This window comes from Dialister hominis (assembly GCF_007164725.1).
GTDB lineage: Bacteria > Bacillota > Negativicutes > Veillonellales > Dialisteraceae > Dialister > Dialister hominis.
Genome location: NZ_AP019697.1, coordinates 1,337,501 through 1,353,694 on the forward strand (window position 1 = coordinate 1,337,501; position 16,194 = coordinate 1,353,694).

At 47.3% G+C, this 16,194-nt stretch carries 13 protein-coding genes, 1 other RNA gene and 1 other annotated feature (2 of these 15 only partly in view); of the genes, 2 read left to right on the forward strand and 12 right to left on the reverse strand.

The window, feature by feature from the left end; translation table 11 throughout:
• The 9 genes from Dia5BBH33_RS06215 to Dia5BBH33_RS06255 all read right to left on the reverse strand — a co-directional run.
• Positions 1 to 1,430 carry the 5' portion of a tetratricopeptide repeat protein gene (locus Dia5BBH33_RS06215; RefSeq protein ID WP_108850842.1) on the reverse strand. The gene continues 85 nt to the left of window position 1, outside the view, so only the first 1,430 of its 1,515 coding nucleotides appear in the window; the start codon lies at positions 1,428 to 1,430; its stop codon lies off the left edge, out of view.
• Positions 1,431 to 1,636: 206 nt separating this feature from the next.
• Positions 1,637 to 1,954, reverse strand: a complete 318-nt coding sequence (locus Dia5BBH33_RS06220; RefSeq protein WP_022381830.1) for a thioredoxin family protein — start codon at positions 1,952 to 1,954, stop codon at positions 1,637 to 1,639.
• A gap of 141 nt (positions 1,955 to 2,095) precedes the next feature.
• Positions 2,096 to 2,440: a transfer-messenger RNA gene (gene ssrA / locus Dia5BBH33_RS06225) on the reverse strand.
• A 70-nt stretch (positions 2,441 to 2,510) separates the two neighbouring features.
• Positions 2,511 to 3,461 (reverse strand): P1 family peptidase, encoded by a 951-nt coding sequence (locus Dia5BBH33_RS06230; RefSeq protein WP_022381831.1) that lies wholly within the window; start codon positions 3,459 to 3,461, stop codon positions 2,511 to 2,513.
• Positions 3,461 to 4,387 (reverse strand): RluA family pseudouridine synthase, encoded by a 927-nt coding sequence (locus Dia5BBH33_RS06235; RefSeq protein ID WP_143332587.1) that lies wholly within the window; start codon positions 4,385 to 4,387, stop codon positions 3,461 to 3,463. The genes Dia5BBH33_RS06230 and Dia5BBH33_RS06235 overlap by 1 nt, the downstream gene beginning before the upstream one ends.
• Positions 4,387 to 4,818 carry a signal peptidase II gene (gene lspA / locus Dia5BBH33_RS06240; protein WP_022381833.1) on the reverse strand — a complete coding sequence of 144 codons (432 nt, stop codon included), beginning with the start codon at positions 4,816 to 4,818 and terminating at the stop codon, positions 4,387 to 4,389. The genes Dia5BBH33_RS06235 and lspA overlap by 1 nt, the downstream gene beginning before the upstream one ends.
• A gap of 117 nt (positions 4,819 to 4,935) precedes the next feature.
• Positions 4,936 to 5,913, reverse strand: a complete 978-nt coding sequence (locus tag Dia5BBH33_RS06245) for a G5 and 3D domain-containing protein (RefSeq protein WP_162849336.1) — start codon at positions 5,911 to 5,913, stop codon at positions 4,936 to 4,938.
• Positions 5,914 to 6,542: 629 nt separating this feature from the next.
• Positions 6,543 to 8,717: a polyphosphate kinase 1 gene (gene ppk1 / locus Dia5BBH33_RS06250; RefSeq protein WP_143332588.1), complete on the reverse strand. Its 2,175-nt coding sequence runs from the start codon at positions 8,715 to 8,717 to the stop codon at positions 6,543 to 6,545.
• A 2-nt stretch (positions 8,718 to 8,719) separates the two neighbouring features.
• On the reverse strand, positions 8,720 to 10,276 hold the full coding sequence (locus Dia5BBH33_RS06255) for a Ppx/GppA phosphatase family protein (protein ID WP_022381836.1): 1,557 nt from the start codon (positions 10,274 to 10,276) through the stop codon (positions 8,720 to 8,722).
• 568 nt (positions 10,277 to 10,844) lie between these two features.
• Here Dia5BBH33_RS06255 and Dia5BBH33_RS06260 point away from each other — a divergent pair.
• Together Dia5BBH33_RS06260 and queF are read left to right on the forward strand one after the other, a co-directional pair.
• The gene (locus Dia5BBH33_RS06260; protein WP_143332589.1) at positions 10,845 to 12,422 is read left to right on the forward strand and encodes a Ppx/GppA phosphatase family protein; all 1,578 of its coding nucleotides are present in this window, start codon (positions 10,845 to 10,847) and stop codon (positions 12,420 to 12,422) included.
• Between the two features lie 67 nt (positions 12,423 to 12,489).
• Positions 12,490 to 12,981, forward strand: a complete 492-nt coding sequence (gene queF / locus Dia5BBH33_RS06265) for a preQ(1) synthase (RefSeq protein WP_022381838.1) — start codon at positions 12,490 to 12,492, stop codon at positions 12,979 to 12,981.
• 54 nt (positions 12,982 to 13,035) lie between these two features.
• Here the strand turns inward: queF and Dia5BBH33_RS06270 are convergent, their stop codons facing one another.
• Genes Dia5BBH33_RS06270 through Dia5BBH33_RS06280 form a run of 3 tightly spaced genes read right to left on the reverse strand, consistent with a single transcriptional unit; the run spans position 13,036 to position 16,011 of the window.
• Entirely contained in the window at positions 13,036 to 13,719 is a 684-nt protein-coding gene (locus Dia5BBH33_RS06270; protein ID WP_022381839.1) for an energy-coupling factor transporter transmembrane component T family protein, read from the reverse strand.
• A complete protein-coding gene (locus Dia5BBH33_RS06275) occupies positions 13,716 to 14,534 on the reverse strand; it encodes an energy-coupling factor ABC transporter ATP-binding protein (protein WP_022381840.1) in 819 nt (272 codons plus the stop codon). The genes Dia5BBH33_RS06270 and Dia5BBH33_RS06275 overlap by 4 nt, the downstream gene beginning before the upstream one ends.
• Positions 14,527 to 16,011 (reverse strand): tryptophan transporter, encoded by a 1,485-nt coding sequence (locus Dia5BBH33_RS06280; RefSeq protein ID WP_022381841.1) that lies wholly within the window; start codon positions 16,009 to 16,011, stop codon positions 14,527 to 14,529. Before Dia5BBH33_RS06280 ends, Dia5BBH33_RS06275 begins: the two co-directional genes overlap by 8 nt.
• A gap of 59 nt (positions 16,012 to 16,070) precedes the next feature.
• Positions 16,071 to 16,194: a binding site (T-box leader), on the reverse strand; it runs 105 nt beyond the window's last position.

Consider the following 16,194-nt stretch of genomic DNA (forward strand, 5'->3'; position numbering starts at 1 on the left):
ATCGGATAAAAGCTTCCGTGCCGCTTGGATGCAAGCTCCTTGGCACAGCGGAATGCTTCTTTGGGATTTTCCTCATGCAAAAGTTCCCCGTCGGTAGGTTTCTCTCCTGCATAAAAACGCCAGCGGAGTTTTCTGGTATCAATTCTCTTGGAATTTTCCCCTTTTTCAGCAGCTTCCAGGAATTCCTGCTTCCCCGCGCCTACTTCCGGCCCTTTATAAAGATACATTCTGGCAAGGACCGCCCAGGAATCGGCATCTCCTGCTTCAGCAGCTTTCTTGTATAATTCTTCTGCCTTTTTAAGCTGCGCAATGTAAATATTCCAAAGTTCCTTATCTTCTTTATTTCTATGTGCCTGTCCGGAAAGACGGGAAACAGAACGCATGACAGGCATCGCCTGCATGGTATAGTAGGAAATCAGGTCCTTCCTGCACTCTTCGCTCCCGGCTTCAGCGCCTTTTCTTAAATAATACAGACGCTTTTCCTGATCCCCGTCTACATAGGATGTCTCCGCCAGAACACGGTATGCTTCGAGGCATCCAAGCGATCCGGCTTCTTCCAGATACTCCACGGCGCGCTCTTTCCCTTTTTTGCTTCTTGCAGAGCGGAGTGATGATACTCCCGCATGGAGATAGACCTGTGCGGCCTCTGCTTTTCCTCTTTCAATGCCTCTCCGATATGCTTCCATGTACCAGTATACAGACTGCTTCATATCCCTGTAAACACCCATGCCTAAATCATACAGGTGCCCCAGGCGCATGCACGCCGTCGCTCTTCCATGATCAGCCGCCTGCCGGAAGAGGATAGCTGCCCTCTTTACATTAATTTCCGTACCAAATCCATGAAGGAAAGCAAGACCCGCTCTTTCCATGCATTCCCCGTCGCCACGCATGGCCCCCTGCAGATAATATGACAGTGCCTTCTTGTCATCACGAAGGCTCGTAACAGCAAATCTGTCATAGGCCCCTACACTGTAAAGCTGTCCTAATTTGGCGTAGGACTGGTACAGATTTCCCTCTGCAGCCGCCATGAACCAGTTGACAGCTATATCCCTGACCTCTTCGGAGCGCAGTGCATCCGGCATCATCAATTTGCCTGCCTTGTAAGCACCGCGCGGAAGCCCCAGCCGGTAAGCTTCTGCATAATAGCCAAAAGCCGCCTGGATATCCTTCCGTCCCGTATCCCCGTATTCACTGATCTTTCCCAGATAAATACAGCTTTCTGCATGGCCGCGGCCGGCCAGCAGTTGGAAAGCCTGCTCCGCCTTCCTATACTCTTTTTCATCAAAAAAGTGGACGCCCAGTTTGTAGAGAAGGCTCACTGCAGCGCGGTCTCCCTGAATGACTGCCTTTGTCAGATGCTCCAAAGCCTTGTCATATGATCGTATCTTAAGATACTGTTTTCCCAGTCGTAAATCTTCGGTGCTCTTCATTGCTTTCGCTCTCCTTGTGTTGGTTTACTTGCAAGCCAATACCTTGAAACGGCACCACTTTGCAGAATTCTGCTCTTTTTATTTATTGTACCACGGAAAAATTGCAATTAAACGAAGGTTAGTATTGCAGTCTTTTTCCAAAATGGCCTCAGGCAATAAAAAAAGCTATGATCGGATAATTCCAATCACAGCTTTTTGGTTTTCTATTACTTGGAGTTCTTTTCGATGAACTCTTTGAGCTGCGGATAACCTACCGTGCCGTATCCAATAATGCGGTCCTTCGGCTGTCCGTCATGGAAGTAAATCAGGGTCGGGATGGTTTCCACTTCATAACGTTTTGTGATTTCTTCATCGACATCGCAGTTGAGGCCGTAAATCGGCTGGCTGATTTCTTCAGAAAGCTTTTCAACCATCGGGCGCAGGCGGCGGCAGTATCCGCACCACGGTGCGCTGAAACCGAGAATGACATCGCCCTTTGCGATAACCTGATCAATGTTTTCTGTTCCTGTAATTGGCTGTATCATAATTTTCTCCTTCTTCCCGAAAGGGAACTTGCATTTGTATTGTGAGTTCATTATATCTTACATATTGATTTTTGTCAATGTTCAGATGTAATAATCTTCTTTGCAACAAAAAAGCGGATCATCACGATCCGCTATGGCTTTTGGTGGAGATGAGGGGAGTCGAACCCCTGTCCAAAAAGCCTGTCCCATAAATTTCTCCGAGTGCAGTTACTGTTTTAGAGTTTAAGCAAAGTATCGTACAGGAACAAACTACCTTTGCCGATTCCAGAATTAGTTTTCCGCAGAAGTCCCGGACTTCCTTCATTGGTATCCTATTGGTTGATGTCAGCCTGAGGTCATAGGAAAACGCCAGGGGACATTAGCAGATTAAGCTGCTAAAGCAAAATCACGTTTTGCGTTTAAGTTTTTTCACCGTTTAACGGGGTAGATGAAATCCCGACTCGCTGTTTATGAACCAGAATCTCCTGTCGAAACCGGTACATCCCCAAAAGTTAGGTACTTAGCTATTGTACGAGATAATTCTTCAATTGTCAAAGATTATATTTAATTTCTTCTATTATTTGATGATATCACGGTAAGCAGGTCTTCCGCCCATGCCTTCTGCGGATGCGGCCGCATCAAGCACTGCCAGGCGTACAGCTTCCTCCGCCAGATACCCTACTGTATCGATGGTTGTCTTTACTTCTCCGGACGCCATGGTAAAGAGTGTATCTCCGTCCATGGATGTATGGACAGGACGGATCGAGCGGGCCAGCCCGTCGTGAGCCATGGTAGAAACCATCCGGCATTCCGTCTTTGTCAGATCTGCATTCGTGATGATGCATCCAATGGAAGTATTTCCACCCATATTTCTTTCATATCCTTCAAGCATCAGCCTGTGCGAGGAAATAATGGTACGATCATCATCTGCCAGAGCTCCTGCCAGGATCTTATCCTGATCATAGATTTCTCCGCATGCATTGACTGCCATATAGGCGCCTACCGCGAGTCCGTCCGCAAGGATAATTTCAGCATATCCTGCTCCGCTTTTCATGGCATGTTCAAATCCGGTAAGTTTTCCGACAGATGCCCCCGTTCCTGCGCCATAGCAGCCGACGGGGAAATCCGTCCCGGCTGCGGATGCCGCCTTGATTCCCATTTCAAGATCCGGGAATGCATGCGGATCACCTATGGAAAGATCAAAAAGAACCGCTCCGCAGACAATCGGGACAGCCGAATCACCGACTGGAAATCCGATTCCCTGTTCTGCCAGGTATCTCATGACGCCTGAATCGGCTTCAAGGCCGAAGGCTGATCCGCCGGATAATACGACAGCATGAATTTTCTGCACGGTTTTTTCCGGACTCAAAAGATCTGTTTCCCTCGTTCCCGGAGCGCATCCCCTTACGTCAAGGCCGGCAGCGGCACCATCTTCAGGTGCCAGAAAAACGGTCACGCCTGTAAGGCCTTCCCTGTCTTCTGCTGTGCCGATTTTAAACCCCGGCACATGTGTTGTTCTGATATCCATCAAAGCTCATCCTTTCCAGCAATCTCAAGACAGCGCAGCATATCTTCAGGCACCGGTGCTTCAAAATGCATGGCTTCTCCCGTTACCGGATGATGAAGATCAAGGAAACGGGAATGGAGCGCCTGTCCCTCAATCGGGAACGCATCCTTCTTCCATCCATATAAGGGGTCATTCACAACCGGGTGTCCTATGTGCGCCATATGAACACGAATCTGATGCGTCCTGCCTGTCTCAAGGCGGCATTCAATCCAGGAATAATGAGGCATGAATTCAAGGACGCGGAAATGCGTCACTGCAGGTTTCCCGGTCTTTGGCCGCACGTCCCACTTCATGCGGTCCTTTGTGCTTCTTCCAAGAGGGAAACGGATGACGCCTGCATTTCCTTCCATTTGTCCATGGACGAGCGCCACGTAGATTCTCTGCGCTTCATGCGTAGCAATTTCCTCCTTGAGGACAGGAAATGCCCTGGCAGACTTGGCCACGACCATGACACCGGACGTATCCTTGTCCAGACGGTGAACGATGCCCGGACGAAGCGGATCCTCGCATGCTTCAAAAAGTTTCGGCCCGCAGTGGTACAAAAGTGCATTGACAAGCGTATGATCCGGATTGCCTGAACCGGGATGGATGACCATGCCGCGAGCCTTGTTGATGACCATCATGTCATCATCCTCATATAAAATGTCGATCGGAATATCCTGAGGGATGATTTCCAGTTCTTTCTTCTCTTCCCAGGTAAAGAAAATCTCATCTCCTGTACGGACATGGTAGTTCGGCCGGATCATCTTATCCGGAGAGAGAATGGCACCGCCTTCTTTGATCCATTTCTGCACTTCTGCGCGGGACAGGCCGGATCTGTCCTTCAAAAAGTTATCAAGCCTCAGTCCATTTTCACTTTCACTTACTGTATATACGTTTTTACCCATTAGTCTTTTCTCCAAAAATATAAAACGATCAAAGCCACGCCTACGCAAATGGCAATATCAGCCACATTGAATATCGGCCATATCCTGAAATCAAAAAAGTCAACGACTCCGCCAATCCTGACACGATCGATGGCATTCCCCAGGGCACCGCCTAAAAGGAGACCAACCCCTGCCGGAAAATAAACCGGTTTGGCAGGTATCCGGCTTCTAAATATGAAGAATGCCGCATAGAGTACAACAACAATGCCAAGGAAGAACCATTCCTGATGCGGAAATATGCCAAAGGCGGCTCCCGGATTGATGATGTATGTCAAATGGAAGACATTCCTGATGAGAGGAATGGTCTCTCCCAGTTCCATATTTCCTTGAACGATCAGTTTCACAATCTGATCCAAGACGGCCGTCAGGCCTGCAATAACCAATGTCAGCATAAAACCCTCCTGTTTTGTTTCATTATATCATATGCGGCCCTTCCATATTTTCACAGGCATAATAAAACAGCACCGGATATTTCCGATGCTGTCCCATTTTAAAATGAATCAATAGAATCAATAGTTGACGAATACTTCCACGTCTCTTCTGCCAAAGCTGTAGCATTCCTGGAATGTGTCCATGCAGAGGTCGATGCGGTTTCCTACGATGGCTCCGCCTGTATCAGCAGCGACTGCTTCCCCGTAATTAGGAATAAATACCTTGGAACCAAGAGGAATGACGCTTGGATCAACGGCAACGGTGCCATGTCCGGCTTTCGTTCCGGTTGCTGTTATGCCATAGCCGTCTCCGTCACTTGGATGATAAGCGCTGGCATGCATGGTTGTCACCCAGCCCACAGCACCTTCAGGATTTCCCGTTTTAGCCATGCCGGGTGTTCCCCTGCTGATGACATTTGAACGGATGATGTTCGTTTTGATTACTTTGCCGCCAGAAAGAATTTCTTCTACTTCGACTTCTCTCTTTCCCGGTGTTCCTTCCTGAACAACGACTGTTGCATCAGAAGAAAGGCCGCCGTCGTACCATTTTCTATATGTGACGGGCATCGTTTCCGTACGCTTTAACCTTTTCACTGTATATGGCACAACATGGATCTGCATGCCGCTCTTAACCTTCGTCATGCCGTCTTCCATCGGCATCATCTTCTTCCAGTTATAGCCTGCATCGTCCACTACGCCCTGGACCGTCTGCTGCGTCGTATAAACGACTTTGGATTTACCATCTTCGATGATGGTTACAGGAACCGCTCTTTCAACAACAACCATAGAACCGTTGCTGACTTCATCTGTACTGGTCCAGTACTTGTCATAAGAATTGAGAGAAACATCAAGATCGCTGAGCACTCTCTTGAAACTGGTAGCATTCGTCGTAATGACTTGTTTTCCTTTTTCATCGTAAACGGTAACGACCTTCGCTTCGTCAGTGTTTCCGAATCCGAAAGCTGCCAGAGCCATATCTGTCTGACTGAAAGCAGCAATCAAAAGGAGAGAACCTGCTATTGTTCTTTTTGCCTTAATGAGTGTTGAAGTTTTCATAAATCTATCTCCTATGGCGTTAATTCTATCATAGGTAGACTTTTTGTCAAATTACAGACAGTTGACAATATTATAAGTTGCGTTTTATATAGATTTTATCTAATTTTATTATGAAATTATCACCAGATAAAAATGTATCTATTTTCGCTAGTATTCTATATAAAATTTTATGTTTTATCAGTATTTACCGAGTATTTTAGCATCATTTAATTGTCAATTATGTCTATTGTAAAAAGACATTTGAGAAATATTAGAAAAACCCTTACTTAAAATCAGTAGATTTTATCGTATTTTCTTCCCTGTCAGCTGCAATTAGCACCACTAATTGTTAACCACTTCCTTCCGCCTCCTGATTTTCGAGATAGCCCTTTTTTGTCCCATTTTTTAACAAATCGCGATTTTTCTATGTCTATTTTTGGTGCCCAAGTGGGAAATTTTATCAAAAAATTCGATTTTGATATAGTCTCATTCCCAAAATGGAATGTTTTTAAAAATAAAAGTGGAAAATTTAAACTTTTCCACTCAGAAAGGACATGTCCACATCCCGTGGAAAACCCATAATTTCACATAAAAATGACCCTGACGATATCTATCAGGGTCACATTTATGAACTTATCTTAAATTCTGCATCAATCCTTGGAAGATCCGAAAACAGGAACGTAAGGTTCCATTTTCTGAGCCAGTGTCATTTCTGCTTCCTGGTCTCTCTCTTCTGCTATTTTCTGGAATTCAGCCTGTGCACCCACTTTGTTTTCCGGTGCCACTTCCTTGATCCACATACCATCAGACTGCATGATATGTGCCTTCTGGTTATCATTGAGTTCAAGCGTTACCATCTTCTTGAGTCTTTCGCAAAGTTCAGCATCCTTGACCGGAATCATAAGTTCTACGCGGTCATTCAGGTTTCTTGGCATCCAGTCGGCGCTGCCGATATAGAATTCTTCGCGGCCACCGTTTTCAAACCAGAATACACGGCTGTGCTCGAGGAATCTTCCGACAAGGCTCCTGACCGTAATGTTATCGCTGATGCCGGGGATGCCTGGTATCAGGACGCAGATGCCGCGGACAATGAGTTCGATCTTGACACCTGCTCTGGAAGCTTCATAAAGCTTGGCGATGATTTCCTTATCAAGAAGAGAATTCATCTTTGCAACGATTCGTGCATTTTCCCCCTGCAGGGCAAAGGATATTTCACGATCGATGAGTTCCACGCAGCGTTCCCTAAGATTAATCGGCGCTACGATAAAGGAATCCCAGATCGGCGGATCCGAGTAACCGGACAGCAGGTTGAAGAATGCGGATGCATCACTTCCGAAGTGATCATTGCAGGTGAAGATGCCAAGGTCCGTATACAGCTTGGCTGTCGATGCATTGTAGTTGCCCGTCGCTACATGGACATAGCGGCGGATGCCGTCTTTTTCGCGGCGGATGACAAGTGTACACTTGGAATGTGTCTTGAGGCCGACAAGGCCGTAAATAACGTGAGCCCCGGCTTTTTCAAGACGTCTCGCCATAAGGATGTTGTTGGCTTCATCAAAGCGGGCCTTGACTTCCATAAGAACTGTGACCTGCTTGCCATTCTGTGCTGCTTTTTCAAGCGCCTGAATAATTGGGCTTGATGAGCTGACGCGGTACAGTGTCTGCTTGATAGCCAGCACGTCCTTATCTGCGGCAGCTTCTGCTACGAAATTGACGACAGAATCATCAAAGGATTCATACGGCAGATGGACCATGAGGTCTTTCTGGCGGATCATGTCGAATATATTGGTCTTTCCTTCTTTTTCAAGCTGGATCATCGACCATGGATGATGCGGATGAGCTTCCGGATAACGGAGATGATCATACCCCTTGATACCGCAGAAGGAGAAGAATACTGTCATGTCCAGAGGACCGTCAATCTCATACATGTCTTCCTTCTCAAGATTCATTTCAGAAGTCATGAAGCGGCGCATAAAGCGGCTCGTCCCTTTTTCGAACTCGATTCTGACAGCTTCGCCCCTCTGTCTTTTCTTCAGCTGGCGTTCTACTTCGACAACGAGATCCTGTGCATCTTCTTCGTCTATATAAAGATCGGCATCTCGGGTAAGTCTGAAGGGTCTTGCTTCCAGAAGGTCATAGCCGATGAAGAATCGTGTCGCATAATAACGGATGACCTGTTCCAGGAAAATGAAATCATGTCTTCCCGGGATGTCCTTGTTATCCGGAAGGCGGATAATGCGCGGCAGCACGGAAGGAACAGGAACGATGGCAGTCTTGATATCAATATCATTCTCTTCATCCTGCGTCATGTCCCTTTCATTTCTTTCCAGCAGCAAGGCAAGGTTCAGACTCTTGGAGGCGAGGAACGGGAATGGATGGGAAGAGTCGACAGCCATAGGTGTCACTACCGGGAATATCTCGCGTTCGAAATATTCTTCCAGCCATCTTTTCTGTTCAGGAGAAGCTTCATCTGGATGAATGAAGTACAGCCCTTCACTTTCAAGTTCCTGCAGAAGGACTTTCAAATATCTGTACTGGCGGGCAACGAGCTTCTGGCATACGTCAGAAATTCCTTCCAGCTGTTCTTCCGGCGTCATGTTGGCAATATCTCTTTTTTTGACGCCATTTTCCTTCTGGTGCCTCAATCCGGCTACACGGATCATGAAAAATTCATCCAGGTTCGAACTGGTAATCGCAAGAAATTTTAATTTTTCTAGAAGAGGGTTATTCGCATCGACTGCTTCCTGCAGCACTCTTCTGTTGAATTGCAGCCACGACAGCTCCCGGTTCAGATAATACCGGTGGTCTCTAACATCTACGTCCATAGCTACCTCCGTTCAAATTTGGCTTCCATGCCAAACACGTTTTCGAAAAGTTCTTTTTCTTTATCAAATATCCATGTTTCCAGAGCTGTGTCCTCATCGCTCTCATATTCAATAAGAAGCGAATCACCTGTAATCCTTGCCGTGACATCCCTGAGCTTCTGCTTTCTGGACATGTCCATGGCACGGACCAGACGGAAAATGGAAATAAGCTTCATGGCTGTCATCTTGGAATCATCCGGAAGCACGCGGAAGGGTTCATCCTCATCCGTCGGCTCGCCTTTATGGTCGTAATAGACAATGCATGCCACAATATCCTTTTCCTTGTCGGAGATGCCGAATATATCTGTTCCGCGGATAATATTCCATGCCGAGGAAGAGGATCCGAGCAGATTGACATACTTGCCGATCTGGTAAAGGATGATGGCCATCCTCAGCAGAAATTCATCTCTTTCATTGAGGCCGTTGTACCTGTCAAAGGCTCTGATGATTACATAGCTGTAAAGTTCCATCGCCTTGGCATGAGCCGGTTCATAGTAATACGATTCTGCAATCGATCTGGTGAGTTCAAGATTCTGCGCTCTCATATATAGAAGCGCCGGATCCTTCACCTTCTGCGCGCCGTAGAACATGCAGCAGGCCTGAAGGAATGTCATGCCCATCATGACCGCATTTGTAGCGGGAATATTATCTAATATTTCCTTATATATATGGACTGTCGGACTGATGACAGCCGCGGTGGATTCACTGATGTGGTTCTTCTGCATCAGCATGGAAGTGGAGAGCCTTCCCGACTCTTCATAATATTTGTAGAAGGTTTCCGGTTTCACTTCCGCAATGCTCTGGCTGTCCAGCTCAAGATTCAGCTGCTTCCCTACGATCCTTGCTTCACGGCCTGAGAAAATAACTGTATCAATCTGATGATTTCTGACAAACATCCAGAGCGGTTCCATGATTGCATGGATGTATTCCCCGAGTGCTTCAGGGAAATACCTGGAATCCCTCTGATTCGTCTTGAATGTTTCCAGAAGGCGGAGAGTACCGATATGGACATTGTGCTGGAAGCAAAGCGCTCCATGTTCCCATACAGTAAGGCCTACGCAGCCCGAAGTAATATCCACGAACAGGAAATTCCTTCCCAGGCGCCCCTCCTGTTCCTTGTTGAATCTTCTCAATAAGTACTGCAGTGCGAAATGCTTGAAATATATTTCCTGCGGCATGTCGACAACCTGCACATTAAAACCCGTATTGACCCGGATCAGGTCAAGAATGGATCTTGCATTATCCGCCTCGCGGATGACTGCAGTCGCATAAACTGCATACACCTTCACCTGGTAATCCGATAAAAGCTGTTTCAAACCATTCAGCATACGGCATAATTTGCGTATTGAATCAAAAGAAAGTTTCTTATGATTGAAAACTTCCTCACCGAAACTGGTGTCCTTGCGGACTGATTCAATGATGCGCATTTCATCCATGCTGGCATATTCCACAATTTTCATCGATACATTTGATGATCCAATGTGGATGATCCCGTAAACCAGCGTCTTTCGATCTGCCATAGAGATCCCCCGTTCCTTCAAATTAACTGACGTCAGCAGTACACATACAGCCTACACCATGCATGTAAAACATACGTAAAAATATACATATTTTCCAGGATATAAAGCATTCTTATCCTCTTCTGCCCTCCAGCAGATTCTTCATGATAAAATGCTTTTTCTGCTTCTTATACTATAAACAAATAGCCCGGATGCTTTTTAAGAAGGCAGGCGCAAAACATTTTGTTCATCTGCTCCTCCGCATCGGTTTATACTGCATTAAATCATTTATAATATATTATTTATTATTATATCCATTCTATAGTCAACTGTCGATGAGTGCACTGCCTTATTTTTCTACGATTTTGCGTCTTATCAGTAGCGGGCCTATTGTATTTATCAAGAAAGTATAAAATCCCCCTCCCCCTTCATGATAAATGGTCTTACCATGCCTCTCGTGATCCTTTTGTAAAAATCTTGTATATGGCAAGGCACATTCTTTGATTCAAGGCATATCTGTTGTAAAATAAATAAGAATGCAAGAAGTACGCGGCATGTATTCAGCCGCTTCGCTATAAAAGGAGATTTTATGGACCGTATAGCTATTATTGATCTGGGTTCCAACTCTATCCGCTTCATCGTCATGCAGATTGGAGAGCAGGGATCCTATAAACTCATTTATCAGGAAAAGAAATCCATCCGCCTTGCGGAAGGCATGACACAGGAGACGCGTCTCCTGACGGAAGAAGCACAGGAGCGTGCGCTGAAATGCCTGACTGTATATGCGCATATTATTGAAGTCCAGAAGGTAAAGAAGGTTCTGGCTGTCGCCACTGCTGCAGTAAGGAATGCTGTAAACGGTGCTTCCTTCCTGAAGCGTGTCCACATGACTACAGGCATTTCCATGACGATCATCAGCGGGCGCGCAGAAGCCGCCCTCGGTTTTTCCGGTGTCATCCACACGATCGACCGCAAGGATTTCCTCCTCTTCGATCTGGGCGGAGCCAGCGTGGAAATTTCTCTTGTCAAAAATAAAAAGCGCCTTCACTCCGTCAGCATTCCCTACGGTGCTGTTACATTAACGGAAATGTTCCAGTCCTCCGGGACGGTCTCCCAGTCAAAGCTTACTGAAATGAAAAAATTCATTCAGGCCAAGCTCGATAAAATCACCTGGTTCCCTGACACGCCGCTTCCAGTCATAGGAGTCGGAGGAACTGTCAGAAACCTTGCGAAAGTCCACCAGAGAAGCACAGGGTATCCGCTTCCAAAACTGCATAATTACAACCTGCCTTCCGAAGATCTTTTTGAAATGGTAAAGGATATTACCTCCAAGACCTTCGAAGAGCGCCAGCGCATCAGCGGTCTTTCTTCCGAGCGCGCTGATATCATCATTGCAGGCGCCCTGACTGTTCAGGAAATCATCAGGAAAGCCAAGTCGTCTTATCTTACGATCTCCGGCTGCGGCCTTCGTGAAGGGCTCTTCTTCCATTACTATGATCCGATTTATGACAAGGACGGGGATAAGCGCCAGCATATGCTGATCAATTCTGTCAAGAATTATCTCCATACGGTTACCGGGGAGTACGCATTCCATTCCCGTTATGTCACTGCCCTTGCCCTTTCCATGTTCGATCAGTGGAAGCATGTCCACGGACTCAGCTCCCGTATGCGTACACTCCTGATGGCTGCAGGCTTCCTTCATGATGCGGGTTCCATGATCAACTATTACAACCATGCACGCCACAGCGCATACATTGCGGCCAATGCACACATTTTCGGCTGGTCCCAGAAGGAACAGGTCATGTGCTCTCTCCTCTGTGCTTTCCACCATGGATTCTCAGGGAAATACACAAAAAATAATGAGGCTTCGAAGATCCTTTCTGAAGAGGAAATGCTCGACGTCAGAAAGGCAGCCCTCTTCCTGGCACTTGCCGAGGGACTCGATGAAAGTCAGGAACAGTGCATTACCCAGGTCATCTGCACATCTGCTAAGGATGCCATGGATCTCCGTATTTACACAAGCAGGAATAACTTCGACGTACCGGCCCATGCAACAGGCCATCTTCTCCGCGAATTTGAAAAGGTCTTCCGCGTGCCCCTCCGTGTCCAGTGGTTCCCTGGAAGCAGGAATGCCAATAAGCTTGTCCAGACTGCGAGAAAACTGTAATTTTTACATTCCGGATGAATTATGGTATACTTAGCAAATATAGAAATTTATTTATTTGAGGTGAACAATGAGCCAGAGAGATGATTTAGACAAGCTCAACCAGCTTGGAAATAAAAACACGAAGTATTCCTATGACTATGACCCGAGCCTTCTCGAGAAGATAGAGAACAAGCATCAGGACAACGATTATTTCATCAAATTCAACTGTCCTGAATTTACGAGCCTCTGCCCGAAGACAGGCCAGCCGGATTTCGCTACGATTTACATTTCCTATATTCCTGATAAATACATGGTGGAAAGCAAATCACTGAAGCTCTATCTTTTCAGCTACAGAAACCATGGCGACTTCCATGAAGACTGTGTCAATCAGATCATGATCGACCTGATCCGCCTGCTTCGCCCGCGTTATATCGAGGTATGGGGCAAGTTCCTGCCAAGAGGCGGCCTCTCCATCGATCCATTCTGCAACTATGGCATTCTCGGAACGGAATGGAAGGACTTCGCACGTTACCGCCTGCTGCACCATGATCTGAATCCGGAACGCATCGACAACCGTTAAAAAGGCAAAAAAGGGCATCCCGATGGGATGCCTTTTTAGTGTTTATAACCTTTTTTATGCGCCGAGTTTCAGCCTTGCATATATCACGCCGGCAGTAATGAGGACGATGAGGATCATCATAAGATAGTCTGTTCCTTTGGGCGCCACACTTTCCATGAAGGTTCTGTTCGATCCGCCGAATCCGCGAAGTTCCAGCGAAAGCGCCATGGTCTCGCTTCTTCCGAGGGAGCGGAGCATCAAAGGACGGATAATGGACATGTATCTTTTAATCTGCTTGAAGAAATTTCCTTTGACAGAAATCCCGCGGCATGCCTGCGCTTCTGCAACGGCCCTGTTTTCATCCACAAAGTCAGGAATGAAACGAAGTCCGGCCGTAAACATGAACGCATATTCATAAGGCACCTTCATCTGCTGCACCATGGCCGCCGTCAGATCCTGCAGGCGGACAGTGCCAAGAAGGTAAATGAAGATAATCGTCATGCCCAGCATCCGCAAGGCAGCTACGACAGATTCCACATTGGAACCGCCCCCGATTTTCTCGATGAGTCCAAGAAATGCGGCAAATACCGTAAGCATAACGAGAGCTTTGATGCTTCTGAAGAGTTCTCCTGAGACAAGAAGAATCAGGATTTCAAAAAGGCAGAGAAGAAGAAGGCTTTCAGGCTTCTGGAGAACGATCGCCCAGACGGCTGTTCCCAGTGTCAGTATTATTTTCGTCAGCGGAACAAGATTTCTCATAAAGCTCCCTCTCCTTTCAAAGCGATAAATGTCCTGCAGAAGCTGTCCATATCACGGCAGTAAGGTGCACCTGGCAGTTTCCTTCCCAAAAGGACGGATGCCGGGTAAAGAAGCCCCCAGTCTTCCGGACGGTTCTTTGCGGAGAATAGTTCTTCCGGCCTGCCGTCAAAGGCAACTTTATGGGATGCGATAACGATGACTCTCGTGCAGTCGCGGGCTACGATATCCATATCATGCGTGACAAGGATGATTGTAATTCCCCTCTGCTGCAGGCTCTCCATTAGACGCATCAGCATTTTCTTTTCATGCCCGTCCTGCCCGCTTGTCGGTTCATCGAGGATCAGATACTCAGTATCCATGGCCAGGGCAGATGCGATGGCGACACGCTGCTGATCGCCGCGGGAAAGGGTCCTCGGATATGCTTCCGCAAGAGCTGTCGTGTCCGTTTCCATCATGGCTTTTTCAACCATGCGGTTGAGCTCCTCGCCCCGTTTCCCCTGATGATACGGTCCCAATGCAATTTCCTCGCGGACAGTCGGCATGAACATCTGCCTGTCCGGCTGCTGGAATACATAACCGATGAATCGGCTTCTTTCTGATGCCTCTTCCTTTGTTATATCTTTTCCTTCGTAAAGCACTCGTCCTTCCGTCGGTTTTTCAAGCCCGGTCAGAAGGCGGGTGATTGTCGTCTTGCCGCTTCCGTTCCTGCCCGTGATGGCAATGAATTCGCCTTTCCCGAATTTCAGGGATGTGTCTGAAAGAACGACCGGCATATTCTTCGCATATCTGAATGTTACATGATCAAATTCAAGCATTGTCCCGGCCTCCTTCAAACGAATGGATGATAGATTCCTTGGCTGCCTCTACATTCAGAAAAGGATTCTTGAATGTGAAGCCATGTTCTTCAAGTTCGAGCTGCGCTCTGTACATATCCGGAATCGCCTCTTCATAGACATGGCTCTTTCTCATGAAGCGCATGACTTTTTCCGGATCCCCGGAGCTGATGATTTCGCCCTGATCCATCAGAACGAACTCTGTTGCGTAAGGAAGAGCCGCTTCGAGATGATGCTCAGCGACAATAACGGTCAAGCCTTCTTTCTGGTTCAGTTCTCCGACCATTTCATAGAACTCGCGGATTCCTTCCGGATCCAAGGCCGATGTCGGTTCGTCGAATACAAGAACCTGCGGTTCTTCTGCAAGGACAGCTGCTGCCACGAGTCTCTGGCACTGTCCGCCAGAAAGTGTGGCTACCTTTCTGTCTTCAAGTCCTGTCAGATGGACTTTTGCCAGGGCCTCTTCTGAACGGCGGCGGATTTCCTCAGGCGGGAAGCCATGGTTTTCCAGCGTAAATGCCATTTCCTCCCCGACAGTCAAAGTAACGATCTGCGCTTTGTAATCGGCAAGAATGACGCCGATGGAAGAAGCAAGGTCGGCAATCGTGTGCTGTGTGACGGCCTTGCCGTCTGTATAAACCATTCCCTGCATCGTTCCGCCGTAGTAATGAGGAATGGCGCCTGCCATGGACATGAGAAGTGTCGTCTTCCCTGCTCCGTTAGGTCCTGTAACTACAATGAAATCTCCCTTCTGTACTGTCATGGATACATCCTTCAGTGCCGGCTCTTTTGAGAAAGGATATGTGTAAGTCAGATGCTCTACACTGATGACGCCTTCATTTTCCTGCTTCAGGATTATTTTGCTGTGATCGCTGTCTTCTACATCCGATTCCGCCATATAGTGCATCGTCTTGAAAAGGCGGAGCGCCGGGAAGTAAAGGAATGGTGTAATGATTCCGTTGCCTACGCCGACCAGAAGCACCATCGGAAGCATACCGTATACATATACGCTCATAGGAAGCCCCATGACAAGTGTCAGAATCGATACGAAGACGAAGCCCGAAACCAGTGTCGTCACAAAGCCTGCAAGTGCCGGGCGGAGTGAAAACTTTCCAATGCGGATCGGAGGCACGGAGTGGGCAAAGAATCCTGCCACATAAGCGCCAAAGAATTCAGAAGCAAAATCTCCGTACGGAAAAGCGGATTTACTGGTAAATACCTCCATCAGAGCTGCCACCATACAAATCCCCAGACATTTTTTGTAATCCGGTTTCGTCAGAAGAATCGCAACGACATAGGTCGCAATCATCCAGTTTGGCGTAAAGCCGGCTACAGATGGGGAAACCAAGTGCAGCAGCATACCGATTGCCAGCATCAGCGTAGAGATCGTCAGCCAGCGGAAACGTCCCCCTCTCGCCTTGGTAAAGACAAGCTTGGATACATCCTTCATCGCTTCCATAATATTTTCTCCCTCCGCTGTAATCAATAAAAAAACCTTTCTTCCAATTGCCGAAACGGCAAAGGGACGAAAGGAAATAATTCCGCGGTACCACCCTTGTTGGCCAAAAGGCCCAACTCAGTGCATATGCATCTTCTGTAACGGAGAAATCCGGCGGCGCCTACCCCAATCATGGCTCAGACC